This window comes from Tepidicaulis sp., from assembly GCF_965222285.1.
GTDB lineage: Bacteria > Pseudomonadota > Alphaproteobacteria > Parvibaculales > Parvibaculaceae > Tepidicaulis.
The window spans coordinates 3043473-3066698 of the sequence record NZ_OZ244942.1 but is presented as its reverse complement, the minus strand read 5'-3'; the positions used below and the strand labels follow the sequence as shown (position 1 = coordinate 3066698).

At 61.3% G+C, this 23226-nt stretch carries 25 protein-coding genes; 9 read left to right on the top strand and 16 right to left on the bottom strand.

The features are described from left to right. Position 1: 1 nt before the first annotated feature. From ACOQOT_RS14595 to ACOQOT_RS14585, 3 genes are all read right to left on the bottom strand, one after another. Complete coding sequence (locus ACOQOT_RS14595) at positions 2-943, bottom strand: electron transfer flavoprotein subunit alpha/FixB family protein (protein WP_420559920.1); 942 nt, start codon at positions 941-943, stop codon at positions 2-4. Beyond that, positions 940-1689, bottom strand: a complete 750-nt coding sequence (locus ACOQOT_RS14590; RefSeq protein WP_420559919.1) for an electron transfer flavoprotein subunit beta/FixA family protein — start codon at positions 1687-1689, stop codon at positions 940-942. The genes ACOQOT_RS14595 and ACOQOT_RS14590 overlap by 4 nt, the downstream gene beginning before the upstream one ends. Positions 1690-2045: 356 nt before the next feature. Beyond that, on the bottom strand, positions 2046-2636 hold the full coding sequence (locus ACOQOT_RS14585; protein WP_420559918.1) for a cob(I)yrinic acid a,c-diamide adenosyltransferase: 591 nt from the start codon (positions 2634-2636) through the stop codon (positions 2046-2048). 266 nt (positions 2637-2902) lie between these two features. On the opposite strand from ACOQOT_RS14585, the gene ACOQOT_RS14580 reads away from it, so the two are divergent. After that, on the top strand, positions 2903-4168 hold the full coding sequence (locus ACOQOT_RS14580) for a DUF1835 domain-containing protein (RefSeq protein WP_420559917.1): 1266 nt from the start codon (positions 2903-2905) through the stop codon (positions 4166-4168). Here the strand turns inward: ACOQOT_RS14580 and ACOQOT_RS14575 are convergent. The 10 genes from ACOQOT_RS14575 to ACOQOT_RS14530 form a co-directional block, all read right to left on the bottom strand. Then, a complete protein-coding gene (locus ACOQOT_RS14575) occupies positions 4165-4716 on the bottom strand; it encodes a cytochrome b (RefSeq protein ID WP_420559916.1) in 552 nt (183 codons plus the stop codon). The genes ACOQOT_RS14580 and ACOQOT_RS14575 overlap by 4 nt on opposite strands. A gap of 137 nt (positions 4717-4853) precedes the next feature. Continuing rightward, positions 4854-5741 carry a haloalkane dehalogenase gene (locus tag ACOQOT_RS14570; protein WP_420559915.1) on the bottom strand — a complete coding sequence of 296 codons (888 nt, stop codon included), beginning with the start codon at positions 5739-5741 and terminating at the stop codon, positions 4854-4856. A gap of 61 nt (positions 5742-5802) precedes the next feature. Then, positions 5803-6414: a TetR/AcrR family transcriptional regulator gene (locus ACOQOT_RS14565; protein WP_420559914.1), complete on the bottom strand. Its 612-nt coding sequence runs from the start codon at positions 6412-6414 to the stop codon at positions 5803-5805. Between the two features lie 92 nt (positions 6415-6506). Continuing rightward, the gene (locus ACOQOT_RS14560; protein WP_420559913.1) at positions 6507-6695 is read right to left on the bottom strand and encodes a hypothetical protein; all 189 of its coding nucleotides are present in this window, start codon (positions 6693-6695) and stop codon (positions 6507-6509) included. Next, on the bottom strand, positions 6692-6937 hold the full coding sequence (locus tag ACOQOT_RS14555; protein ID WP_420559912.1) for a helix-turn-helix domain-containing protein: 246 nt from the start codon (positions 6935-6937) through the stop codon (positions 6692-6694). The genes ACOQOT_RS14560 and ACOQOT_RS14555 overlap by 4 nt, the downstream gene beginning before the upstream one ends. A 9-nt stretch (positions 6938-6946) precedes the next feature. After that, on the bottom strand, positions 6947-7477 hold the full coding sequence (locus tag ACOQOT_RS14550; RefSeq protein ID WP_420559911.1) for a DUF2975 domain-containing protein: 531 nt from the start codon (positions 7475-7477) through the stop codon (positions 6947-6949). A gap of 142 nt (positions 7478-7619) precedes the next feature. Next, positions 7620-8165 (bottom strand): acyloxyacyl hydrolase, encoded by a 546-nt coding sequence (locus ACOQOT_RS14545; RefSeq protein ID WP_420559910.1) that lies wholly within the window; start codon positions 8163-8165, stop codon positions 7620-7622. A 214-nt stretch (positions 8166-8379) separates the two neighbouring features. Then, a complete protein-coding gene (locus ACOQOT_RS14540) occupies positions 8380-8571 on the bottom strand; it encodes a twin transmembrane helix small protein (protein WP_420559909.1) in 192 nt (63 codons plus the stop codon). A 56-nt stretch (positions 8572-8627) separates the two neighbouring features. Further along, positions 8628-9677, bottom strand: a complete 1050-nt coding sequence (locus tag ACOQOT_RS14535; protein ID WP_420559908.1) for an alpha/beta hydrolase — start codon at positions 9675-9677, stop codon at positions 8628-8630. A gap of 112 nt (positions 9678-9789) precedes the next feature. Further along, entirely contained in the window at positions 9790-11454 is a 1665-nt protein-coding gene (locus ACOQOT_RS14530) for an acyl-CoA dehydrogenase family protein (RefSeq protein WP_420559907.1), read from the bottom strand. 213 nt (positions 11455-11667) lie between these two features. Here ACOQOT_RS14530 and ACOQOT_RS14525 point away from each other — a divergent pair, with 213 nt between their 5' ends. Then, positions 11668-12090, top strand: coding sequence for a hypothetical protein (locus ACOQOT_RS14525; protein ID WP_420559906.1), 423 nt, complete (start codon positions 11668-11670; stop codon positions 12088-12090). Positions 12091-12124: 34 nt separating this feature from the next. Here the strand turns inward: ACOQOT_RS14525 and ACOQOT_RS14520 are convergent, their stop codons facing one another. Further along, positions 12125-13261, bottom strand: coding sequence for an endonuclease/exonuclease/phosphatase family protein (locus ACOQOT_RS14520; protein WP_420559905.1), 1137 nt, complete (start codon positions 13259-13261; stop codon positions 12125-12127). A gap of 194 nt (positions 13262-13455) precedes the next feature. Between ACOQOT_RS14520 and ACOQOT_RS14515 the strand changes: the two genes are divergently transcribed. After that, the gene (locus ACOQOT_RS14515) at positions 13456-13941 is read left to right on the top strand and encodes an anti-virulence regulator CigR family protein (RefSeq protein WP_420559904.1); all 486 of its coding nucleotides are present in this window, start codon (positions 13456-13458) and stop codon (positions 13939-13941) included. Positions 13942-14055: 114 nt separating this feature from the next. After that, positions 14056-16044 (top strand): methylmalonyl-CoA mutase family protein, encoded by a 1989-nt coding sequence (locus ACOQOT_RS14510; protein WP_420559903.1) that lies wholly within the window; start codon positions 14056-14058, stop codon positions 16042-16044. Positions 16045-16061: 17 nt separating this feature from the next. Here ACOQOT_RS14510 and ACOQOT_RS14505 read toward each other — a convergent pair whose 3' ends face one another. Next, the gene (locus ACOQOT_RS14505) at positions 16062-17543 is read right to left on the bottom strand and encodes a hypothetical protein (RefSeq protein WP_420559902.1); all 1482 of its coding nucleotides are present in this window, start codon (positions 17541-17543) and stop codon (positions 16062-16064) included. Positions 17544-17718: 175 nt separating this feature from the next. Here ACOQOT_RS14505 and ACOQOT_RS14500 point away from each other — a divergent pair, with 175 nt between their 5' ends. From ACOQOT_RS14500 to ACOQOT_RS14480, 5 genes are all read left to right on the top strand, one after another. Further along, positions 17719-18657, top strand: a complete 939-nt coding sequence (locus ACOQOT_RS14500; RefSeq protein ID WP_420559901.1) for an MBL fold metallo-hydrolase — start codon at positions 17719-17721, stop codon at positions 18655-18657. Positions 18658-19046: 389 nt separating this feature from the next. After that, the gene (locus ACOQOT_RS14495; protein ID WP_420559900.1) at positions 19047-19355 is read left to right on the top strand and encodes a hypothetical protein; all 309 of its coding nucleotides are present in this window, start codon (positions 19047-19049) and stop codon (positions 19353-19355) included. A 10-nt stretch (positions 19356-19365) separates the two neighbouring features. Next, positions 19366-20475, top strand: coding sequence for a hypothetical protein (locus ACOQOT_RS14490; protein ID WP_420559899.1), 1110 nt, complete (start codon positions 19366-19368; stop codon positions 20473-20475). Positions 20476-20479: 4 nt separating this feature from the next. Then, complete coding sequence (locus ACOQOT_RS14485) at positions 20480-21178, top strand: hypothetical protein (protein ID WP_420559898.1); 699 nt, start codon at positions 20480-20482, stop codon at positions 21176-21178. 88 nt (positions 21179-21266) lie between these two features. After that, positions 21267-22208: an AEC family transporter gene (locus ACOQOT_RS14480; RefSeq protein WP_420559897.1), complete on the top strand. Its 942-nt coding sequence runs from the start codon at positions 21267-21269 to the stop codon at positions 22206-22208. On the opposite strand, the gene gluQRS is transcribed toward ACOQOT_RS14480, so the two are convergent. Next, the gene (gluQRS, locus tag ACOQOT_RS14475) at positions 22205-23122 is read right to left on the bottom strand and encodes a tRNA glutamyl-Q(34) synthetase GluQRS (protein WP_420559896.1); all 918 of its coding nucleotides are present in this window, start codon (positions 23120-23122) and stop codon (positions 22205-22207) included. The genes ACOQOT_RS14480 and gluQRS overlap by 4 nt on opposite strands. Positions 23123-23226 lie beyond the last annotated feature (104 nt).

The window sequence follows — 23226 nt, the reverse complement described above, 5'->3', positions numbered from 1 at the left end:
CTTAAAGACCGGCTTTGCCCAGTTCTTCTTCCAGCTCCGGCACCGCCTTGAAGAGGTCGGCAACCAGGCCGTAATCGGCAACCTGGAAGATCGGCGCTTCTTCGTCCTTGTTGATGGCGACGATGACTTTGGAGTCCTTCATGCCGGCAAGGTGCTGAATGGCGCCGGAAATACCGACAGCGATGTAAAGCTCGGGCGCAACGACCTTACCGGTCTGACCGACCTGATAATCGTTCGGCACGAAGCCTGCGTCCACAGCCGCGCGCGAAGCGCCGACAGCGGCGCCGAGCTTGTCGGCGATCTTGTCGAGCATGTGGAAATTGTCGCCGGACTGCATGCCGCGGCCGCCCGATACGATGATCTTGGCCGAGGTCAGTTCCGGACGGTCCGACTTCGTCAGTTCTTCGTTCACGAATTCGGAAAGGCCGGGATTGTCGGCTGCCGAAGCGTTTTCCACGGAAGCCGAGCCGCCTTCACCCGCCGCCGGGAAGGCGGTGGTGCGCACGGTGATGACTTTCTTGGCGTCTTTCGACTTCACCGTCTGAATGGCGTTACCGGCATAGATCGGACGTTCGAACGTGTCCGCGGAGACGACGCCCGTGATGTCGGAAATCTGCATCACGTCGAGCAGGGCTGCGACGCGCGGCATGATGTTCTTACCCACCGTGGTGGCGGCGGCGACGATGGCGTCGTAATTACCGGCCAGGCTGACGATCAGAGCCGCCAGCGGTTCGGCAAGGCGGTGGCCGTACTGCGCATCTTCGACGAGCAGCACTTTGGCGGCGCCGTCGATTTTTGCGGCGGCGTCTGCAACAGCGGCGCAGCCTTCACCGGCCACGAGCACATGCACATCCGCGCCGAGCGCTTTTGCCGCCGACATGGCTTTCGCCGTGGCGTCGTTCAGCTTGGCGTTATCGTGTTCTGCAATAAGAAGGGTTGTCATCCGATCACTCCCGCTTCCTTGAGCTTCGAAACCAGTTCGCCCACCGTTTCAACCTTGATACCGGCTTCACGCTGGGGCGGCTCGGCGACTTTCTGCACTTCAAGGCGCGGCGCGATGTCGACACCGAAATCGCCCGGCTCTTTCGTGTCGATCGGCTTCTTCTTCGCCTTCATGATGTTGGGAAGCGAAGCGTAGCGCGGCTCGTTGAGGCGCAGGTCGGAGGTGACGACCGCCGGCATGTTGATCTTGATGGTCTGCAGACCGCCGTCGATCTCGCGGGTCACGGCTGCCTTGTCGCCCTCGATGTCGATTTTCGAGGCGAAGGTGCCCTGCGACCAGCCCAGAAGAGCGGAGAGCATCTGACCGGTCTGGTTGCAATCGTCATCGATGGCCTGTTTGCCGACGATGATGAGATCGGGTTTTTCTTCTTCTGCCACTGCTTTGAGCAGTTTTGCCACGCCCAGCGGCTCGACCGTGTCATCGGTCTTGATCAGGATGCCGCGGTCGGCGCCCATGGCGAGCGCGGTGCGGATGGTTTCCTGTGCCTGTTGCGGGCCGACGGAGACGACCACGACTTCCGTGGCTTTGCCGGCTTCTTTCAGGCGGACGGCCTCTTCGACGGAAATTTCGTCGAAGGGGTTCATGGACATTTTGACGTTAGCGAGCTCGACACCGCTCTGATCCGATTTCACCCGGATCTTCACGTTATAGTCGACCACCCGCTTGACGGGAACGAGGACTTTCATTGAGCTGAACTCCTGCGCGTTGCCAGACGCTGGTCTCGGGGTTGCCGTTTTCCCGATCAGCGGCGCGAGGCTGAAGCTCTTTCAAGCGGCTCAGGCCCTGCCATCAATCGAGGGAAACTGCGACTATACGGAGCAAAGACAAGGGTTTGTCCGGCGCTCCGCTGTTGCGGTGCGGCAACCTAGTCCGGGTGCAAGGCCCTGTCAATGAAGCGGGATAGGCGGAGGGGCGATCTTTCCGTTCCGCCCCCGAAGAGCCCGCCGAAAGCGCTACGGCAAGGCGCCTGGGCGCGGCGGGCGCTGCTTCTGGGGCGATTTGACGCGCCTTGGCGCCGCTTTACCCCTTCGCTTTGTCCGGCTTAACGGTTGGCCCCCGGGACCCAGAGAATATCGTCCTTGCCGTCCCGGTTGGCATGGCGCGCTGCGACAAAAAAGAAATCGGAGAGCCGGTTTACATATTTCAAGGCCGGGGCGCCCACCCCTTCCGGATCGCGCTCCTTCAGCGCCGTCATGATGCGCTCGGCACGGCGCGAGACGGTGCGGGCCAAGTGCAAATGCGCTGAAAGGGGACTGCCGCCCGGCAGGATGAAAGAGTTCAGCGGCGCCATCTCCTGGTTCATGGCGTCGATCTCCCGCTCGAGGCGGGCCACCTGCTCCTCGCCGATGCGCAGCGGTTCATAACCTTCCATCATCTCGGGCAGGGGCTCGTTGGGCGGAATGCACAGATCCGCTCCGAGGTCGAAAAGGTCGTTCTGAATGCGGCCCAGCATCTCGTCCATGCCGGGAACGGCGCCTGCATGAAGGCGGGCAAGGCCCACTACCGCATTCAACTCATCTGTCGTGCCATAGGTCTCGATGCGCAGATCGTGCTTGGGCAGGCGCTGGCCGGTGCCGAGCGCGGTCGTGCCTTCATCGCCCGTGCGGGTATAAATTTTGTTCAAAACGACCATGGCGGTTTCTTTCGTTCAGGCAGGAGGGGCCTCGGCGCGTTTATGAAGCGCCGGTTTCTTTCCGGGATGATACCGTCTTGGCGGCAAATGCAAAATGCCGGGTAGCTTGACGGGGCGGGACGCGCGGGCAAAACTGAGCGCGGCTTGGTCGATGCCTCCATTGTCCGCGGAAAGGGCTGCGCCCGCGACCAGACGAACAGATACCGTTTCACGGTTTCCTTTTCAGTCTGACAGGCGGACACGGACCTGATGAAGAGGAACCGGCCATGACCGATCCCGCTTTGGCGGAGAACCCTTTCCGCCTCAATCTCGACCAGCAGAAGAAACGCGCCAAGGAGCTGCAGCGGCTCACCCTTGCGGGCGACAGCGCCGCGCTGGCGCGCGTTGCCGCGCAAAAGGAGGGAGGTCCCCGGGCGCCGTTCAAGCTTGCCGATGCGCAATTCGTCATTGCCCGTGAGCTTGGCCTTGCCAGCTGGCCGAAACTGAAAGCCCATATCGAAGAAATGACTGCCGCGAGGGCAGGCATGACCGGCACAGTCCAAGCGCCGCTCGATAGCGATATGCCGACGCTGCATATCCGCTGCGGGAACGATATCGAAAAGGTGCTGCCGCTCGCGGGCTTTAGCGGTGACTTTCTGGAAGTCTCCAACCCGCTTGCCATAGGGCCGGTCAGGGAAGGGGCGGACTGGCTTGCCGCCCGCGTGCGCTTTCTGGACGGCGCGTTCGGCGCTTTCGATGTGCCGGGCTCAAACCTCCTTTACGAGGCGCAGGAAAAGCTGGAACGCGCGGGTGAGTCCTATCAGCGCGCCGTTCTCTGGTTTGAGCATGACAGTTTCGATCAGCTCATTCTGATTTATGTGCTCAGCATTTTGGCGGAGGCGCGCGCGCCGCTGCGCCTGGAGCTTGCCACGGCGGGCAGCTTTCCCGGCATGCAGCCTTTTTGGGGGCTCGGGCAATTGCCGCCTGAAGCCTTGCGTCTTCTTTGGGAACGGCGTCAGACCGTGACACCTGCGCAGCTTTCCTGCGCGCAGGAGGCTTTCGCCGCGCTCAGAGCGCCTTCGCCGGAAGCGCTTGCCCGCTTGGCAGCACGGGAGGATTTGCCGCTTCCCTTTCTTGCGCGCGCTTTGCGGCGCCACTTGGCCGAACTGCCCGGCGCGGGCGACGGGTTGTCGCTGACCCAGCGATTTATTCTCGACATCCTTGCCGAAGAAGAACGCAGCGCAGGCCGCATCTTCCGCGCGCTGATGCTGGAACGTGAGCCCTTGCCCTGGCTCGGCGATCTCATGTTCTGGGTGATCTTGAAAGAGATGGCGGCAGCGGGCACTCCGCCGCTCACGCTTTCTTATGAGAATGAGGAAGATTGGCCGCAGGCCCGCGCGGCTCTCACCCCGGCAGGTGAGGCCGTGCTTGCGGGCACGCGGGACTATCTCGATTTTGCCCCGCCTGCCCGGTGGGCCGGCGGTGTCAGCATCGCCCCACCCGCTGCAAGCTGGCGCTGGGACAGAGCGCGGGAGAGGCTGGTTGTCCCTTAGACCTTGGCGAAAGGCAGCATCCTTCTCAGTACCACATCTTTGCGGATGAAGTGATGATAGAGCGCGGCGGGAATGTGCAGAACCAGCAGCGCGATCAAGATCATCGCGTTCACCGCATGGGCGGTGTGGAAAATCCCGAACAGCTGTTCGTTCTCTTCGATCTGCAGCGGGCCGAGACCGAAGGGGCTTACCGGAAAACCGGCAAAGAGCGATTGGCCGATGCCCCAGATGGGCTGCAGGAAGAGAAAGAGATAAAGGCTGTGATGTACGGCCTTTGAAAGCACTACCTGCCAGCGCGGCAGATCGGCGGGCAGGGCGGGTGCCGGATGCGTGAGCCGCCAGATGAGGCGGGCCGTCATGAGAATGAGCACGGAGGCGCCGAGCGAGGAATGGATGACCAGCGTTTCGATGTGTTCTTTTTCTGGCAGATCGCCGAGCGTCCAGCCGAAGATCAGCATGACGAGTACGAAAAGCGCGATTAGCCAGTGCAGTGCTTTGGCCGTGCCCGTATAGGCACGGACGGTTCCGGCTTGAATATCTTGTGACATGGTGCATCCCCTCCCAGTCTTATGTTTGAAGAGGATGCGCCGGGCGGCGGGCAGGATCAAGGGATGTTGAGGCGGGCAAGCAAACGCCGCCCTCTCCATGAAAGGGCGGCGCTGATTGGTGCGGTGGGCTCAGGGCCTTAAAGGTGGCTGCGCCACTGGGCAATGGCTTTGCCGATTTCGTGCGGGCTGTCTTCCTGTATGAAGTGCGAGCCTTTGACGGTAACCTCCGTCTGGTTCTTCCAGCTGCGGCAGAACTCGCGCTGCGCGCCGATCAAGATTGCGCCGGGATCGGCATTGATGAAGAGCTTGGGCAGATCGTTCGAGACCATCCAGTTCGCGTAGGATTGAACGATTTCCACGACCTCCGCCGGCTCGCCCGCCAGCGGGATCTGCCGCGGCCAGGTCAGCGTCGGGCGGCGGTCCTCGCCCGCTTTTGCAAAGGGGCGGCGGTAAACGCCCATCTCTTCTTCGGTCAGCCCGCGCAGCACGGAGCCCGGCAGCACGCGTTCCACGAAGACGTTTTTCTCCAGCACCATTTCCTCACCGGCGGGCGAGCGGAAGCCTTCGAAAACCGGGCGCGCATCCGGGTTCCATTCGTCCCATGCCATGGGCCGCACGATCCCTTCCATATAGGCGATGGCTTTTACCGCCTCGCGGTGGCGGTTTGCCCAATCGAAACCGAGCGCCGAGCCCCAGTCGTGAATGACGAGGGTGAGATTGTTGCCGATACCGAGCGCCTCGATGAAGCCGTCGAGATACTCGCGGTGCTCCTTGAACGTATAGCGGTCCGGGCCCGGGTTCTCCAATTTCTGCGAATCGCCCATGCCGATCAGGTCCGGCGCGATGCAGCGTGCCTGACCGGTGAGATGCGGCATGACATTGCGCCAGAGGTAAGAGGAGGTCGGGTTGCCATGCAGAAAGAGAACGGGCTCGCCACTTGCCGGGCCAAGGTCCACATAGGCCATGGACTTGCCTTTGACGGTGACGGTGTTTTTCGGATGCTCGGCGGTTGAAATATCGCTCATTCTTTTTCCTGTCTTTTCTTGCCGGTGTCTTTTTGTTTTTAGTTGTCGTCGAAAGATGTGTTCAGGCGGCCTGCCTGCGGCCGTAATTCAAGGCCGCTTCCAGAATGCGGTTTGAAAGGGCGGGATCCTCCACGGCGCGGGCAAGGCTCATGGCCCCGACGCACAAGCTGAGAAGGCCGATCACTTCGCTCTCGCAGGCAGCTGTATCGGTGTTGCCGTCTTTACCTGCGAGCAAGGCGGTGAGCCGGCTGAGCGTGGTTTCGATCTCATCGGCAAAAGCGCCGCGCTGGGCGGCGGTGCCATGGGCAAATTCCTGGGCACAAGCAGCAAAGGCGCAGCCGGCCGCCGGGCGGTCGCGGTGCTTGGCGTTGAGGTAGCCTTCAAGGAGGCGCGGCACGCGTTCATGCGCGGGCGCGCCTTCGGCAGCGGCAAGCCAGCTTTCCCGGTAATTGAAGGCGGCGCGGAAGGCCGCTTCGATCAGCGCGTCTTTGTCGGGGAAGTGAGAATAGAAGGCGCCGTGGGTCAGGCCTGCGCGGGCCATGACATCGGCGACGGAAAAGCTGCCGCCCCCTTCCTCGCGCAGCATGTCGGCGGCGGCTGCGAGAATCCGCTGCCGGCTCTCATCCTTGCTTTCGGCCCGTTTGCCGGACGGCTTGTGCTGTTTTGCGTTCATCTCTCCCCCCTTTGAGAGAAGAGACGCTAATGGGCGGCGCCTGCCGCGTCAACATTCGCATGATGATCATCATGCGAGTTTTTGGGGGGCGCTTAAGGCACGCCCCGGCAAACCTGCCGTCCGACGCAAAAATCCTTGTTGCTCACCGGCTTGCCGTCCTTGTCATAAGCGGTGCAATTGGGCGCATTCTGGCAAAGATCGCGGGCGAATCTCTCCCGCGCGGCCTGGCTGCAGGCGGTGAGCAGAGCGGCGGCAAGGAGAATGAAGAGCGCCTGTCTCATTCCGCCGCCTCCCTGCCAAGAGGTGAAGGCGGGCCGTTCGAGGGCTCGTAGACGAGAAGGTCGCCAGGCTGGCAGGCGAGCGCCCGGCAAATCGCCTCCAGTGTTTCAAAGCGCACACCTTTCACCTTGCCCGATTTCAGAAGCGAGAGATTGGCCTCGGTAATGCCGATCTCTTGAGCAAGTTCTTTGGAGCGCATTTTCCGGCGGGCCAGCATGACGTCCAGCGTAACGGTGATGGGCATGGAAGGTCCTTAGACGAAGGCGGCGTTTTCTTCCTGAAGGCGCACGGCATCGGCCATGACCCAGGAAATGACCAGGAGCACGATGCCGGTCAGAAGCATGGTGAGCTGGGCGGAGGAAAGAGAGATGGCCAGCTCCCGCTGGCCGGCCGGATTGTCATAGGAAAGGGCGACGGAAAGCGCCGCGCCCGTCAGGATGCCCGCCGGCGTTGCCGCGACAAGCGCCCAGGCCATGTTCGTGAAGCAGCGCACGGTGGCGGGCGTGAAATAGACCCCTGCCGCATAGAAGCTGAAAAGCCGGCGCAGATTGATGAGCGCGAAAAGAGCGATGGCAAGCGGGATCAGCGAGAGGCCAAGGCCGAGGCCTCGTTCCAGTGGCGTATCGGGACCCATGGCAAAGCCCGGGCCGAAACGGGCGGGATCGGGCTCGGCGAAGACCAGCCAGAAGGCGGCAAGGCCGAGAGGCAGGGCGATCAAAAGGAAACTGCAGAGATGTTTGGTGACGGCGCTGAGGACGGTAATGCGGCGGGTGCGGTCGGTCATGGATCTCTCCCTTGGGTTCAAGGGAATCCATAATACAGAAATAAATTTCTGTAAAACGATAATTTAAAAAGGTCCAGCCCGGGCTTTAGGCAATAAAAAACGGGGCCGAAGCCCCGTTTCTCGAAATCTATTTCCGTCCGGCTTAGAAGCGGTAGCCGTAGCGGACGCCGATATTCGTCAGGCCTTCATTGTCATCGCACAGGCTTGCGTTGGAGATGTGCTCCAGCGTCAGCATCAGGCGGTGATTGTCGGTCAGGTTGTAACCCAGCGAAGCGCTTTCATGGAACGCCCAGGCGCAGCCGAGTTCGTTCTGCTGCGTGGAGGTGCCCGTTTCGCCGTCATGCAGAGCCGCGCCGAACGCGCCTTCCACGAAAAGCGGACCCCAGAAGTTCCAGTCCCAGGCAAGGCCCGTATAGATGAAGCTCGTGGTGTCGTTATGGGTGGCGATCGTCGCGCCGAGATGGGGGCGCGGAGAACCGGCCCATTCCAGCCAGTCCGGCGAGGTGAACAGCACTTCGCCGTTGATGTCGACGCCGTCTTCGTCCGTGTCGTCACGGAACAAGGACAGTTCATGGTCCATCACGCCGAGGCGCACTTCGTCGACGATCGAGTCTTCTGCGGCAAATGCTGGGACAGCGCCAAGGGTCGCAAAGAGCATGGCGCAAGCAAGGGTCTTTCTAAGGATCACGGGAGCCCCCTTCGTAAAATCATGACTGCGCTTCCCCAGTAAAGCGCATCAATTCCTAAGCCCATCCTATCTGAAGGAAGGGAATTGAGGAGTTAATAATGGTTACGGGAGGGGCTTGTCCAAAGCAAGTGCGAGGGGGAACGGTCGGTTTCCCGGGGGGCGTTGCTTATCTGCATCAGATCGGAACGGCGGGGGCGCAGCGGCGGGCGGTATCTCACGCTGCTGTGAAGTAAAATGCCGCCATCAGTACGCAAATGGCTGCGAATTGCAGCCCGACTCGCCAGCGCATCAGGGTCTGGGAGCGCGAGGCGGAGCCGCCGCGCATCATGTTCCAAAGCCCGGCCAGAAGAACGACCAGCACGGCGGCGAGAGAAAGAGGAATGAGATAGTCGAAAATGTCTGTCATGGATTTGATCTAGTTGCGTGAGGAAGCGTGTCGAGACCTGCTCTCATGGCAGGGCTTTATGGCGCGGCTGTGGCAGGCGCCCCTGCAGCCTGATTGGCGGCCTGATTGGCCGCCTGACCAGCTGCTTGTTCTGCCGTTTGCCGGTCGCCGTGACCGGTTGCCGCCAGAAAGAGATCGATCTGATGCATCGTGGCTTCCGGGTGCAGCAGATAAGCGCGCCCATGGGTGCCCCAGCGCCCGGCGGGGCCCATGGCCGGGTGGTCGGCCGGCACGTCCGGCGCGAGCCAGAGCTTCGTTTGTTTGTTGAGGCGGGTGAATTCTTCGGCGAAGGGGCGCTGGGTCACGGGATCGCCCGCATCCTGAAGGATCAGGATCGGCAGGTTTACGTGTGAGGCGCGCTCCAGCGGGCGGTCGGCTTTTCCGGGAAAATCGTAGAACCGTTCCGCCGTCCAGATGGCGGGCCCTGCCATTGCCCCTGGAATGCCCGTCACCGCATAGGTGCCGGCGCGCGTCGCGCTTTCATAATCGAGCAGCGGGTCGAGCAGGATCAGCCCTTCCAAATCTTCGGTCAGCGCGCCTCCCATCTCCTCATCGGTCAGCGCATGAATGAGCGAGGCCCCGCCCATGGAAAGACCGAAGGCATAAAGCGGCTTGCCGGGCAGGCGCGCTTTGAGGGCAGCAAGGCCCGCGCGCACATCATGGCGTTCTTTCAGTCCGAGCTCGAAGCGGCCCGTGCCGTCCCCATCCGACTGGCCGTGATTGCGCAGATCGATGGCAAGAATGGAAAAGCCACGCGCGTTCATGTCCTTGTAAATGCCAAGGCCTTTGGTGGCGCGCATCTCGCGCGTGCCGCCGGCACCGTGAATGGCCAGAAGCCCGGCTTGTGGAGCACCTGCAGGCATCCACCAGCCGCGCAGCTTGAGCGGGGCATCTTCCGGTTCCACCACGGCTTCTTCGAAGTCGAGGCCGACGGCGCGCGGGGTTTCGGTGATGGGCTGGCGGGCAACGACCGCAAGCTGGGAGGGCATATAGACAAGAAAGATCCCGGTCCAGAGAAGGCCGAGAAAAAGGGCCGTGCCGCCCAACGCCCAGATTGTTTTCCGCATGAAATGTTCCGCCCGCTGCTATCCGCCAGACCCGCCCTATCCGCCAGACCTGTTTTGGCGCGAGCCTATCCCGGCGGGCAGCTTTCGAACAGGACCGATTTCAGCGCCGTGCTCAGTTCACCCCGTCGAGAAGGCGGCGGGCGATGACTTGGGCCTGAATTTCCGCGGCCCCTTCGAAGATATTGAGGATGCGGGCATCGCAGAGGACGCGGCTGATCGGGTATTCGAGCGCGAAGCCGTTGCCGCCATGGATTTGCAGCGCATTGTCCGCTGCCGCCCAGGCAACGCGCGCGCCGAGCAGCTTTGCCATGCCCGCTTCCAGATCGCAGCGCCGGCCCTCATCCTTTTCGCGCGCGGCAAAATAAGTGAGCTGGCGGGCGATCAGAATTTCCGCCGCCATCAGCGCAAGTTTCGTGAAGACGCGCGGGAAGGAGAAGATCGCCTTGCCGAACTGCTGGCGCTCCTGCGCATATTGCAGGCCGATTTCCAGCGCACTTTGAGCCACGCCGATGGCGCGGGCGGCGGTTTGAATGCGCGCGCTTTCGAACGTCACCATGAGCTGTTTGAAGCCCTGGCCTTCCGCCCCGCCTAAGAGATTTTCCGCCTTCACCTCGAAATCATCGAAGCCGATCTCGAATTCCTTCATGCCGCGGTAGCCCAGCACTTCGATCTCGCCGCCGCTCATGCCTTTGGCGGGGAAGGGTTCATCGTCATCGCCGCGCGGCTTTTCCGCCAGCAGCATGGACAGGCCCTTATAGCCCGGCGCGTCATTGGTGCGCGCCAGCAGCGTCATGACATCGGCGCGGGCGGCATGGGTGATCCAGGTCTTGTTGCCGGTGATCTTGTAAACATCACCGTCTTTCTTGCCGCGCGTGCGCAGCGAGGCAAGGTCGGAGCCGGTATTAGGCTCTGTGAAAACGGCGGTGGGCAGAATCTCGCCGGAGGCGATTTTCGGCAGCCAGTGGTTTTTCTGCTCGTCCGTGCCGCCGCCCAGAATGAGCTCGGCGGCGATTTCCGAACGCGTGCCGAGCGAGCCCACCCCGATATAGCCGCGCGAAAGTTCTTCGGAGACGACGCACATGCTTTCCTTGCCGAGGCCCAGCCCGCCGAATTCTTCCGGGATGGTGAGGCCGAACACGCCAAGCTCGGACATTTCCGCAATCACATCGAGCGGGATATAGGCATTGTCGAGATGCCATTGATGGGCATGGGGCAGCACTTTTTCGTCGGCAAAGCGGCGCATCTGCTCGCGGATCTGGCTCAGCGTTTCATCGAGGCCGCTATCGCCGAAGCTCGCCGTGCCCGCCTGTTCGGCCATGAGTTGGGCAAGGCGCGCGCGCACGGCAGGCGTATTGCCTTCCACGCAAAGTGCGCGCACGTCTTTCGTATGGAAGGCGGCATGCACGTCATCTGGAATGTGAAGATCGTGCGGGCGCACGATCTCCGTCTGGTTCATCTGGATGCCGCCGGAGATCTGGTTGAGATATTCCCCGGCCCCGATCTGCACAAGAAGCTGCTCGATCTCGCCGAAGCGGCCTTCTTCTTCCATGCGCGCGGCATAGGCGTGAAGCTGGCGCAGCGCTTCCACATAAGTCGCGAGCCAGGCAAGGCCGTGGCAGGCAAATTGTTCTTCATCGAGTTTTGCCCGGTCCGGTTTGCCGTCCACGGCCACGAGGTCGAACACGCCGCGCCGCGCCGCCGCCAGCATTTTTTCGGCTTCTTGGCTGCCCGCTGCAAGAAGGCGGGTCAGGTCGGGCAAAATCACGGATGCGGTCATGGCTGGGCAGGCCCCATTTGCTGAAGAGAAGGACAGATTGCCGGGTATATATCCCGCCAGCTCCCTTGCGGCAAATCGGCGGCAGGGCCGATATTCGGCTGGTCTCGCAAATGGGCCTCACAAAAACGTGGCTGGCGGCAAGGCGGGGCCGTGCCCACTTTATCCCCTTCGGTTCAAGGGCGCTGCGGCGCCCGATTCCATGAGGGGCATAGAATGAAACCACTATCTTTGTTGCTGCTGCGTCTGTCGACGGGGCTTTTGCTGTTGATCTGGGCGATCGTGCGGCTCGGCGCGACCAAGGAGGCGATCGGCGTTTCGGACAAATATTATGGCGGGCTGTTGAGCAACGAGACGCTGCAATATGTGCTCGGCACCGGCCAGACGCTGCTGGCGCTCTGCGTGATTCTGGGCCTTTTGCGCTCCATCGCTTATCCCGCTCAGTTCATCTCGCTGGCGCTCGGCGCGGCGGCGATCTGGCCTTCGCTGGTCGATCCGCTCGGCCTGATTTTCGGGCGTGAGGCGGTGAATATCCTCTTCTTCCCCTCGCTCTGCGTCGTCTCGGCGACCGTGGCGCTGATGGCCTTCAAGGACGAGGATAAGTGGGCGCTCGATGTGAAGCTGTTCAAATCAGCTTAAACGAGCCGGGCTGACAACCAACTGAGTTGGCAGCCTATCCGGAGCCGGGCCCTGAAACGGGGTCCGGCTTTTTCGTGTTTCCGGGCGCCGTATCCGGTTCGGGAACGTCGGCGGCGGACACATCTTCCTGCCGCACGATCTGCCGGGCCCAGGCACGGTCTTCTTCTTCGGCGATGGCGGTGCGGGTCTGGTCTGGGCGGGTCTCCTCGTTCAGAGCAAGATCGACAAGAATGGGCAGATGGTCGGAGCCGATGGGGCCGAGGCGCTTCAGTTCTACAAGGCTGAAGTCGGCCGAGTGGAACAGATGATCGAGCGGCCAGCGTAAGAACGGATAGGCCGCCGGAAACGTCGGTGCCGGACCCCGCCCGATGCGCGGGTCGAGCAACTGGCTGATTTTGCGGAAAAGCCGCGTGGTGGGCGACCAGGCCACATCATTGAGATCGCCGGCCACGATGACGGGTTCTTTATGGCCGCGCACGGCTTTGGCGACGACGATCAGCTCCGCGTCCCGCTCGCCCGATGTGTCATTGCCTTCCGGGCCCGGCGGTCTTGGGTGCAGCGCATGAAGGCGCACGCCCCGGCCATTGCCCAGACGCAGGCAGACATGCATCGAGGGAATGTCTTCTTCGATGAGGTAATCGATATGCGCTTCGCCCAGCGGCAGGCGCGAATAGATATGCATGCCGTAAAGATTATCGAGCGGGCATTTCAGCGTATGGGGGTAGGAGGGGTCCAGCGTATCGAGCTGGCTTTGCCACCAGGTATCCGTTTCAAGCGCGATGAGCACGTCCGGCGCTTCTCTTTTTACGGCCTCTATAAGAGGGGCGGCATTTCTATTCGTCATCAGCACATTGGAGATGAGAAGACGCAGACGCGTATTGGCAGGCGGGTCCTCGGCACGGCGGGTCTCGCGGGCATGAAGCGGCGTATAAGGCCAGATGCGCCGCAGAAGCGCCGCAAGAATGAGGATCAGCAGGCTTGTTTCCAGCGCAAAGCGCCAGGCCGTTTCCGGCAGCACGAGACAGCGGGCAAGCAGCAACAGTCCCGTCCAGGCCGCGAACTGGGCGAGCGGAAAATCCAGCGCCCTGATCCACCAGGCGGATGACCGCGTGAGCTGCAGGGCAGCGGCAAGGACGGTCAAAAGCGTGAGTATGCTTAAAAGCAGGTCCATGAGGTGCGAGACTCTTTAAACCGGCAGAGCGGTACAGGGCGGCCCGGCAGGACCTAAGGATTTGATAGAACGAAGCGGCGGGGGCACGGTTCCCGCCCTGCAATTTCTTTAAAGAGGCGAGGGCCGGTGCGGGCACAAAGCACAGGCGGGGGCGTTTATGGGGCAAGTTGCAGAATTCAGCAGGGGAGTTTCCCATGACCATCACCGCCCACTCTAGCCGGTCAGGCAAATACGCCTCTTTCCTGCGCGCCTTTTTCGGCCCCCGGCTTTTGCTCGCCATCGCGCTTGGTTTTTCAGCCGGGCCGGCAATGGCCAAGAGCGATAAGGCGCCGGGCCATGCAGGACCGCCCGGCCATGCCAAGCAAGGGGCTGAGGGCGGCGGTGATGTCGATCTCGGCCTTCACGCCGAAATCCGTTTCGGGGTCAATGAAACCGAGATCATCCGCGACTATTTCGGCCGCCACGGCATGACCAGCAAGCCCTTGCCGCCGGGCATCGCCAAGAACCTCGCCCGCGGCAAACCGCTGCCGCCCGGCATCGCCAAGCGCTATCTGCCGCAGGATCTGTCTCTGCGCCTGCCCGTCTATGAGGGTTATGAGCGGCTGATCGTCGGGGATGACGTGCTGCTTGTGGCGGCGGCGACGGGCATCATCGTCGACATTCTCTCCGACGTGCTCTAGGGCCACTTCGCCGTAAGAGCCCGGAAAACGCAGCGTCGCGCGGGCCGTCAGGGTTTGGCGGCGCGGGCGCGCTGTGCTATTGGCTCCGGAAACATGCCCACCCGGAGATGGCAGATGGCCGAGACGCCCTTTCAGCACGACAAAGACCGCCCCTGGATTTTCCGCACCTATGCGGGCCATTCCACGGCCAAGGCCTCGAACGCGCTTTACCGGGAAAATCTGGCGCGAGGGCAAACGGGCCTTTCCGTCGCCTTCGATCTGCCCACGCAGACCGGCTATGACAGCGACCATGTGCTGGCGAAAGGCGAGGTCGGCAAGGTGGGGGTGCCCGTCTGCCATATCGGGGATATGCGCGCGCTTTTCGACCGGATCCCGCTCGAGCAGATGAACACCTCCATGACGATCAATGCGACGGCCGCCTGGCTGCTGGCGCTTTATATCGCGGTGGCGGATGAGCAGGGGGCGGACCGGGCAAAGCTCACCGGCACGGTGCAGAACGACATCATCAAGGAATATCTCTCGCGCGGCACCTATGTCTTTGCGCCGAAACCTTCCATGCGGCTCATTGCGGATGTGATTTCCTATACCTACCGCGAAGTGCCGAAATGGAACCCCACCAATGTCTGCTCCTATCATTTGCAGGAGGCAGGCGCGACGCCCACGCAGGAGCTCGCCTATGCGCTGGCGACCGCCATTGCCGTGCTCGATCAGGTGAAAGCGGGCGGGCAGGTGCCGGAGGCCGATTTCGCCCGTGTCGTCGGGCGTATCAGTTTCTTCGTCAATGCGGGTGTGCGCTTCGTCACCGAGATCGCGAAGATGCGCGCCTTTACCGAGCTTTGGGACGAGATTTGCCGGGAGCGTTACGGCGTTGAAGATGAAAAGCTGCGCCGCTTCCGCTACGGGGTGCAGGTGAACTCATTGGGGCTGACCGAGCAGCAGCCGGAAAACAACGTCTACCGCATTCTCATCGAGATGCTGGCGGTGACGCTCTCGAAGGGCGCGCGGGCCCGCGCCGTGCAGCTTCCCGCCTGGAACGAGGCGCTCGGCCTGCCGCGCCCCTGGGATCAGCAATGGTCGCTGCGCGCCCAGCAGATCCTCGCCTTCGAAACCGACCTTCTGGAATATGAAGATATTTTCGAAGGCTCCACGGTCATGGAGAAGAAAGTCCGTGAGCTGAAAGAGGCGGCGCTTGAAGAGCTGCGCCAGATCGAGGAAATGGGTGGGGCCGTGGCCGCCGTCGAAAGCGCCTTCATGAAAGAGCGTCTCGTGCAGTCGAATGCGGCGCGGCTTGAAGCCATCGAAGAAGGCTCGCTCTCCGTTGTCGGCGTCAACAAATATGTGGAAACCGCCATCTCGCCGCTCACGGCTGGTGAAGGCGCGATCTTGACGGTGGAAGAGGGTGTGGAGGCCGAGCAGGTCGCCGCGCTCAAAGCCTGGCGCGAGGCGCGCGATGCAGGCGCGGTGCAAGCCGCGCTGGACGAACTGCGCGCCGCGGCGAGCCAAGGCCGCAATATCATGGAACCCTCCATTGCCTGCGCGAAAGCGGGCGTGACGACGGGCGAGTGGGGCGATGTGCTGCGCTCGGTCTTTGGTGAATACCGCGCCCCGACCGGCGTTTCCAAAGCCGCGCGCAACGATGCGGGCGGGCTTGACGGGCTGCGAGCGGCTGTAGATGCGGTTTCGGCGAAGCTCGGGCGGCGGCTCAAGTTTCTCGTCGGCAAGCCCGGTCTCGACGGGCATTCCAACGGCGCCGAGCAGATTGCGGTGCGCGCGCGCGATGCAGGCATGGATATCGTTTATGAAGGCATCCGCCTGACGCCGGAGCAGATCGTTGCCTCCGCGCAGGAAGGCGATGTGCATGTGGTGGGGCTCTCGATCCTTTCAGGCTCCCATGTGCCGCTTGTTGCCGATGTCATGACGCGGATGCGCGCGGCGGGCCTCGATCATATCCCGGTCATCGTCGGCGGCATCATTCCGGCGGAAGACGAAGCGCGCCTGCGCGAAGCGGGCGTCGCCGCCGTCTATACGCCCAAGGATTTTGACCTCAACAAGATCATGGCCGATGTCGTCACCCTCGTGGACCCGGACGAGCGGGCGGCGTGATCGGTATTCTACGCGCATTACGCTGTCTGTGTGTTTCGAATAAGGAAGTCTGGAATCTCCAGGCTTTCGTCATCGGGACTTAAAGCAGCGCTTCTGCTTAAGTTTTCGGCTGTTGAATGAGACTCGGTCTCCTCCGCAGGTGCAGAAAGTTTGCTCACTTCGTCACTGTGCTCGGTTGCGTATGTCTCGGCTGGAACCGGGTCTTCACTAACGTCCCTGCGAATTTTAGGTGGTGGTGCTACCCACGCCCGAAGATGCTGTCCAACCTGTTCGTAATATGCAGGTATAATTTTTTCGATCTTCTCGATGAATTTCGTGGTTCGGGCTAGATCGGCAGCCATATCCACAACGAGCATAACGTCGAACGAGCGGAGATCACTATTTGCCTGACTGCCGATTAGGCAGTCTGAGTTTTCTCTAATGTCCTTGAGAGTTGCTTGGCTTGGTGGTGTGCGTCCCGGCCAGTTGGCTCGTATATGGATGTTTTGATTTGCATCTTGGGGAAGTTGCCGGAGGAGCCAGTTTAGTCGGGCAGAAGGGCTTTTCTTGTCTTTGGGGGCCTCCAGGCGCATGGAGCAAATGACGCTTCGCCTCAGAAGGTCGACTATAATTTCAACAGGAGATGCAGCGTTGGGAATGTCGAGATCGAGTTTGAGTTGATGTTTCTCAACAAGCTGCTCTATCTCGCTATTTAAACGTTCTTCGGGCGAATCCGTGTGAGTTCTGGAGAGTTTAACGCTAACACGTTTTCCTAGCTTTCGGCTCATCAGGAGAGAAATGTCGCGCTGCTCTTGAAACCAGCTTGCGACGCTGTTCGTGACCAGATCTGATCTCTTATCCAATGGCGCCCGATTTTGGATGGCGCTTATCAGATCTTTCCACTCAGCATTCATTCGATCGAAGCGCGTCACACCGGACCGGTCCGATCGGAGATACCGGATAATTTCGGATAGCAAATACTTGTGGTCGGGATTCTTGAGCTCAGAGCTGGTTAGAAGCAGTGTGGCCTCTGTCAGAATATAGGTCCACGACCAATGAAACAGTTCTATGCCGCTGAGGCCGCGTTTCGGAATGTCGACTGGATGGTGCGTCGGCAAGGCAGCGAACTGATTTGAGATGGTGATGATGGCGTCGATATTGCTTTGCTTGGCAAGTTGGACATAGGTTTCGATCTGATGCTTGTCCAATGTTGCGGTGCCGGCTTTTGCCTCAATCAAGGCACGCCAAACTTTCTTACCTGTTTTGAGGACAATCAGGCCATCGGGGCGATCTTTCGTTTGCTTGGAGGCGTTCTTCAGAACTATTTCGGTAAAGCATTCGATACTGGTGGTCTTGCCGACGCGGACACCAGCAGTTGCAAGCAACTTTCTTCCAAATTCTGGAACGGCCATCATGCCTGCCAAAATGATGGACGTCGTTCGGCATTCACGTTGGCCGTCCGGAAGAATTGGAATCAAACGTGCCGCTTCCCCCGATAAAAGAAAATCTGGCTTCTCCATTTTCCCCTCCCTCCAAGGAAACTATGATTTTATCATAGAGGGGAGTTTGGATGAGCGTAAATAGTCATTGTGCTGATTCAGGCCAAATTGGTGCGTGAGCGCCTCACGCTTTCGTTGATTGCCGGTGAGCCTTGGCTGCATCAGGGTGCCTCCTCACAAATTGCAGGAGGATGGTATGAGCGCAGCCGGGAAATTGTTTGAAATCAGCCGTGGAAAGCTTGCCGCGCCTTTGTTCGGGCTTGCTGCGCTGGCGGTTGGCGGCGCGCTTCCCGCTCACGCGCAAAACCTGCCGGAGGTCGAGACCGTCAAACTGACGGAGACGCTTTACATGCTGATCGGGCAGGGCGGAAATATCGGTGTCTCCGCCGGGCCGGACGGGGTTTATCTGATCGACGATCAATTCGCGCCGATGACGCCGGCCATTTTGGAGGCGGTGCGTGCGATTTCTTCCGGGCCCATCCGTCTGGTGGTCAACACCCATTGGCACGGCGATCATACGGGCGGAAACGAGAATCTGGGCAAGGAAGGCGCGCTGATTTTCGCGCATGAGAATGTCCGCTCCCGGATGGAAAAGGGACAGGAGATTACCGCCTTCGAGCGCCCGGCGCCGCCCGCGCCGAAAGCGGCCCTGCCGCATCTGACCTATAATGACCGCTCGGCCATTCATCTGAACGGGGAAAAAGCGCAGCTTATCCATGTGCACGGCGCGCATACGGATGGCGACACCTTCATCTACTGGCCGCGCTCGAATGTGGTGCATACGGGCGATCTTTTCTTCAACGGGTTTTATCCGGTGATCGATGCCTGGTCGGGCGGCGGCATTGACGGGGTGATCGCCGCGCTTGGCAAGGTGCTGGACAAAACGAATGAGGAAACACGTTTCATGCCGGGCCATGGGCCGCTCGCGACGCGCGCCGATCTCATTGCCTTCCGTGAGATGTTGAAAACCGCCTCCGCCAGCGCGCATGGCGCGCGGGATAAGGGCCTTTCCTATGCCGACTGGGTGGCCTCCAAGCCCTTCGCCGCGCTCGATGCGGAATGGGGCGACGGGTTTTTGAAAGCCGAACAATTCGCCCGCATGGTCTGGGCGGGGATTGAAAAGCAGGGCGAATAGGCGCCGTACTCTCGAAAATACTGCCGGACTTTCCCGCCGGCGTGAACGCCCGCGCGGCAGGCAAATGCCGCCTTTGCGGGCAGATTCGTGCGTATTTGGCGCATCGGGGGCGCATCCGGACCCCGGCCCGCCCGTGGCGATCTGCAAAAAGATCACATTTCAGCCGCATTTCAGGACTGGTTTCGTCATATTGATTGCGCAAAAGTAAAGAGCTTCCGGTCTTGTGCGGCGTTACCGGGAGCAGGGCTTTCAGGCGCATCGACAGGGCGCCGTGAGAGCGGGCCGGGGGGCCGAAACGCTGATGTGCCGCCCGCCCTTCACATGCAGACCGGCGTTCGCGCCGGAGACGAGCCCGCCCTCCCGCGCGGGCCGCAAGGAAGAGGTGAGACATGGCGCAGGCAAGCCGATCCTATTCATCCGCCGGAAAAGCCGCAGGTGCCGGGCGCACGCTCGATGCCGCTTATGAGTATGGGCGCAACGGCGAGCCGCTTCCCGACATTCACATCTACGCCTCGCTCACCGCGCTCGATGAAGCCTATATGAGCGAGCTGCACGGGCTGCGCGCGCGCCAGGAAGTGCTGGAGCAGGAGATCGTGGGGCTCGCCAAGCGCCTTGCCGCGCCGCTTGAGGATGAGCATCCGAAGACGGGCGGCTTCTGGGGCCGCTTCCGCCGCTCTTCCGCGAAGAAACAGGCGTAAGGAGGGCGAGATGAGATTTCAGATGAATTCCCTTATCACCGACGGCACCCGCGCGCAGATCCAGGACAATTATATTGCCAGCGAGCGCCAGGCGCGTTTCCGTCCCTTCTATATGGGCGCGGTCGTGCTGGCGGTGCTCGTGACCTGCGGTGCGCTGTTCGTCGATTACGCCATCGTCACGGAATTTTGGACGCGCGCTCTTGCCAATGAGTTTCTGGAACTGCCGGGCACGCTGGCAACCTCCGTTACGTTCAAATCGCTGCAAGTACTCTTCGCCACGATCGCCGCGCATATTCTTATCGAGCATATGTCGGGCTTCGGGCGCGGCATTTTCGTGCGCGTTGTTTTCCTGCTTGCGCTTCTGATGCTGGGCGGCGTCGGCTTTCTTCTCGCCATGATGTCGCTGCCGAACGGGCTTGCGGAAGTAGGCGCGGGCGGCTCCGGCGGCTCGCTTGGCGGGGCGCTGGCCGAGCTCGGGCTTGAAACGGATGCAACGCGCGGGGCGGAAGCCGCCGCCGGTTCCGTTGCCACGGTGCGCGGCTATCAGCCGATTTTCTGGATGACCTCGCTCGGCGTGATCTTTCTGGTGGTCACGGGCGTTGCGGCCATGTGCCTTCACTTTGCGCTCAACAATCTGCGCCGGCTTTTCCTGACGCGGGATTTCGTGCAGCGCAAGCGCGACATGGCCCGGCTTGCCCAATTGGAAGAAGAATATGCGGAAAGCCGCGAGCGTCTTTCTGAAATGGAAGGTACGGAAAACCGCCGCCATGCGCTTTGGGCCGGATTGATGCGCGAGTGTCAGGCTTATGAACAGGGCCTGTCGGAATCGCGCCGCCGCCTTGCTTCTGCGCAAAAGGCGCTGCCTGCGCCGCGCTGGGGCCGCAAAGCGAAGGCGGAGGCCCAGCCCGCGCCCGCTCCGCAGCTTGCCGAACAGTCGCACACGGTCACCCGCTATGAAGAAGCCTTCCGGGCCTGGTGGGAGAAATATTCCCGCCATGCCATGCAGGCCGGGCGTGTCTCACAGGAGGGCCTGCGGGAACCCGCCGGTGACATTCTACCTCCCTTTCGCGGTCCGCGGGAGGTTCCGGCTCCGGGTGGTTACAAGCGTGCAGCGGAATAGGCCGATGCGGGGATTGGCACTCCTTGGCGCGTTTTTCTTCGGTGCGTCTCTCATGGGCGCGCCGGGCGCAGCGCTTGCCGTCGATGCGGGCCGCGCGGAAGCGGAGGGCGCGCGGCAGATCCTGGTCGGGCTCGATCTTTCCAAATCCAATCCCTTGATCACCGATGCAGGTTATGCGGCGCGTGTCGCCGCCCGGCTGGGTGAAGAGCTGGATGCTCTGCCTTTGCGCTCGCGCGTCATGGTGCGCACGTTCGGCGTTTATGATGCCTCGTCCAATCATCTCAAAATCGATCAGGTGATTTCCGCGCGGGCGCGGCCTGAAGATGTGGCGGAGGGTATTCAAACGCTCGTTGCCAATCTTCCCGCGCTTGTCAAAGAGGGCAAGCTTGAGGCGCAGATGAAAACCAACATCGTGCCTTTTCTCGACACGATGGCGCAGGTCGTCGATTGCAAGGCCATGCCCACCACCGTGGTGCTGCTCACGGACGGGGCCGAAGATTCCGACTATGGCAAGCTGACGAAATGGGGCGGTAAGCTGCCTGTCCCGCAAGAGGCCCATTACGAGGGCTGCGAGGAACTGGTGATCCTCGGTCTCGGGCAAGGTTTCAACAGCCCGAAGACGACCGCGCGTTTCCGCTCTGCCTGGCAGGCTTATGCGGAAGGGGCCGGTTTTAAAAACTTCACCGGGCTCTATGACTGGTAAGCATTCTTTCCCGATTTGACCATATGAGCCCGCGCCGTTAGGGTCCGCGCCGTTGCGGGGCCTCTCCCGCTTCTTTGCGGGTGATCAAATGGAAGCGGGTATCAGTCTCGTTCTGCCGATCTTCGGTGTGATCGGCGTCGGCCTTCTGGCGGCCAAGTTCGGTATTCTCTCCGACAAGGCGATCGACGGCATCGATAAATATGCCTTCACCTTCGCGCTGCCTGCGCTGCTCTTCCGCGCGCTCGCCAATACCGAGCTTCCCGCTGAACTGCCCTGGGGGCTCTGGCTTTCCTATTATGGCGGCGTGCTCATCGTCTGGGCGCTTTGCGGGGCGGCGGCCTTTTTGTTTTTGCGCCGCTCGCCCGCCGACAGCGTGATCGTCGGTTTCGGCGGCGGGTTTTCCAACACCGTGATGCTCGGCATTCCTATTATTCTCACAGCTTACGGGGAAGAAGCGGGCGTGCCGCTTTTCTTCATCCTTGCCTTTCACGGGCTGACCATTTTCACCATCGCGACGTTTTTGCTGGAGACGACGAAGCCGCGCGGCGGCAAGCGCCTGACCCCGCCTGCGATTTTGGGCGAGAGCCTGAAAGGCATGGTGACGAACCCCGTCATCGTCGCGCTGGCTTTGGGTATTACCTATGGCCAGCTCGGGCTCGGCATTCCGGGCCCTGCCGACACGGTGCTCGAAATGTTCGCCCGCACGGGCATCCCTTGCGCGCTTTTCTCGCTCGGGGCGACACTGACGCGTTATGAGATCAAGCGCTCGGTCGGCACCGCGGCGACGATTTCCTTCTTCAAGCTCGCGGTGCATCCGCTCATCGTCTTCGTCTTGTCTTTTTATGTCTTCGGGCTTTCCCCGCTCTGGGTGAAAGTCGCAACGACCATGGCGGCCATGCCGACGGGGGTTTTCTCTTTCGTGCTTGCCTCGCGCTATCAGGCGGCCCCAGGCGCGGCCTCTTCCGCCGTCGTGCTGGCAACGGCGCTCAGCCTCGTCACGTTGACGGTGATGCTGAATATCTTTCTTTAAGCCCGTTCGGCTTCGGCAAGGCCGACCATGGCGCGAATATCGTCGGGGCTGAGCCCTTCGCTCCGCAGTTCCCTTATCCCCATGTCTTTCGCGGTTTTGGAGAGCCGCCGCCCGGTTTCATCGCGGATGAGCGGGTGATGGCGGTAGGTAGGTTCGGGCAGATCCAGCAGCACCTGCAAGAGCCGGTGGATATGGGTCATGTAGAAAAGGTCCTGGCCCCGGCTGATATGGGTGACGCCCTGGGCGGCGTCATCGACGCAGACGGCGATATGATAAGAGGTCGGCACGTCCTTGCGGGCAATGATCGTGTCCCCGTAAAGCTCTGGCTCGATGGCAAGGCGGCCGGTTTCTCCCCGGGGACCTGCGCCTTCTTCCGTGAAAAAGATCGGGCCGCCCTGTTTTTCTTCCGCCAGGGCCTTCGCCTTTTCGATGTCGAGCCGCCAGGCATAGCTCACCCCTTCCCACATCAGCCGGCTGAGCTCGCGCGGCGCCAGGTCCTTGTAAAGGCCGGGGTAAAGCGGTGCGCCGTCCGGATCGCGCGGCCATCGGTCGAGACCGATGCCCGATTCTTCGATGGCGCCGATGACTTCTTTCCGGGTGGCGAAGCAGGGATAGGCGACACCCAGCGCCCGCAGCTTTTTCAATGCCGCCTCATAGGCATCAAAGCGGGTGGATTGGCGCAGGACCGGCTCTTCCCAGGAGAGGCCGAGCCAGGCCAGATCCTCGAAAATCGCCTCTTCATATTCCGGCCGGCAGCGGCCGCGGTCGATATCCTCGATCCGTAAAAGGAAGCGCCCGCCTGCGTTTTCCGCCGCCTGTGCCCCGACCAGCGCCGAATAGGCATGGCCTAAATGCAGGTAGCCATTGGGGCTTGGGGCGAAGCGGAAGACAGGCGGTGAGGGGCGATCGCTCATAATTTTTCGGGCTTCTTGGCTTTTGACCAATTCTCGCTATTTCACAAGAGTGTTGCACAAGATATAGTAGTTTCTCGGCAGGCAGAATGACAGAGGGAGGTCCG

Excerpts from the sequence above, each read along its gene's own strand:
- ACOQOT_RS14565 (WP_420559914.1), bottom strand. The coding sequence starts at position 6,414 with ATGAACGCAAAACAGCACAAGCCGTCCGGCAAACGGGCCGAAAGCAAG.
- ACOQOT_RS14525 (WP_420559906.1), top strand. The coding sequence starts at position 11,668 with ATGAAACCACTATCTTTGTTGCTGCTGCGTCTGTCGACGGGGCTTTTG.
- ACOQOT_RS14580 (WP_420559917.1), top strand. The coding sequence starts at position 2,903 with ATGACCGATCCCGCTTTGGCGGAGAACCCTTTCCGCCTCAATCTCGAC.
- ACOQOT_RS14505 (WP_420559902.1), bottom strand. The coding sequence starts at position 17,543 with ATGGAGAAGCCAGATTTTCTTTTATCGGGGGAAGCGGCACGTTTGATT.
- ACOQOT_RS14500 (WP_420559901.1), top strand. The coding sequence starts at position 17,719 with ATGAGCGCAGCCGGGAAATTGTTTGAAATCAGCCGTGGAAAGCTTGCC.
- ACOQOT_RS14560 (WP_420559913.1), bottom strand. The coding sequence starts at position 6,695 with ATGAGACAGGCGCTCTTCATTCTCCTTGCCGCCGCTCTGCTCACCGCC.
- ACOQOT_RS14480 (WP_420559897.1), top strand. The coding sequence starts at position 21,267 with ATGGAAGCGGGTATCAGTCTCGTTCTGCCGATCTTCGGTGTGATCGGC.
- ACOQOT_RS14590 (WP_420559919.1), bottom strand. The coding sequence starts at position 1,689 with ATGAAAGTCCTCGTTCCCGTCAAGCGGGTGGTCGACTATAACGTGAAG.
- ACOQOT_RS14490 (WP_420559899.1), top strand. The coding sequence starts at position 19,366 with ATGAGATTTCAGATGAATTCCCTTATCACCGACGGCACCCGCGCGCAG.
- ACOQOT_RS14540 (WP_420559909.1), bottom strand. The coding sequence starts at position 8,571 with ATGACAGACATTTTCGACTATCTCATTCCTCTTTCTCTCGCCGCCGTG.
- ACOQOT_RS14535 (WP_420559908.1), bottom strand. The coding sequence starts at position 9,677 with ATGCGGAAAACAATCTGGGCGTTGGGCGGCACGGCCCTTTTTCTCGGC.
- ACOQOT_RS14595 (WP_420559920.1), bottom strand. The coding sequence starts at position 943 with ATGACAACCCTTCTTATTGCAGAACACGATAACGCCAAGCTGAACGAC.
- ACOQOT_RS14575 (WP_420559916.1), bottom strand. The coding sequence starts at position 4,716 with ATGTCACAAGATATTCAAGCCGGAACCGTCCGTGCCTATACGGGCACG.
- ACOQOT_RS14515 (WP_420559904.1), top strand. The coding sequence starts at position 13,456 with ATGACCATCACCGCCCACTCTAGCCGGTCAGGCAAATACGCCTCTTTC.
- ACOQOT_RS14530 (WP_420559907.1), bottom strand. The coding sequence starts at position 11,454 with ATGACCGCATCCGTGATTTTGCCCGACCTGACCCGCCTTCTTGCAGCG.
- ACOQOT_RS14485 (WP_420559898.1), top strand. The coding sequence starts at position 20,480 with ATGCGGGGATTGGCACTCCTTGGCGCGTTTTTCTTCGGTGCGTCTCTC.
- ACOQOT_RS14495 (WP_420559900.1), top strand. The coding sequence starts at position 19,047 with ATGGCGCAGGCAAGCCGATCCTATTCATCCGCCGGAAAAGCCGCAGGT.
- ACOQOT_RS14585 (WP_420559918.1), bottom strand. The coding sequence starts at position 2,636 with ATGGTCGTTTTGAACAAAATTTATACCCGCACGGGCGATGAAGGCACG.
- ACOQOT_RS14510 (WP_420559903.1), top strand. The coding sequence starts at position 14,056 with ATGGCCGAGACGCCCTTTCAGCACGACAAAGACCGCCCCTGGATTTTC.
- gluQRS (WP_420559896.1), bottom strand. The coding sequence starts at position 23,122 with ATGAGCGATCGCCCCTCACCGCCTGTCTTCCGCTTCGCCCCAAGCCCC.
- ACOQOT_RS14550 (WP_420559911.1), bottom strand. The coding sequence starts at position 7,477 with ATGACCGACCGCACCCGCCGCATTACCGTCCTCAGCGCCGTCACCAAA.
- ACOQOT_RS14520 (WP_420559905.1), bottom strand. The coding sequence starts at position 13,261 with ATGGACCTGCTTTTAAGCATACTCACGCTTTTGACCGTCCTTGCCGCT.
- ACOQOT_RS14555 (WP_420559912.1), bottom strand. The coding sequence starts at position 6,937 with ATGCCCATCACCGTTACGCTGGACGTCATGCTGGCCCGCCGGAAAATG.
- ACOQOT_RS14570 (WP_420559915.1), bottom strand. The coding sequence starts at position 5,741 with ATGAGCGATATTTCAACCGCCGAGCATCCGAAAAACACCGTCACCGTC.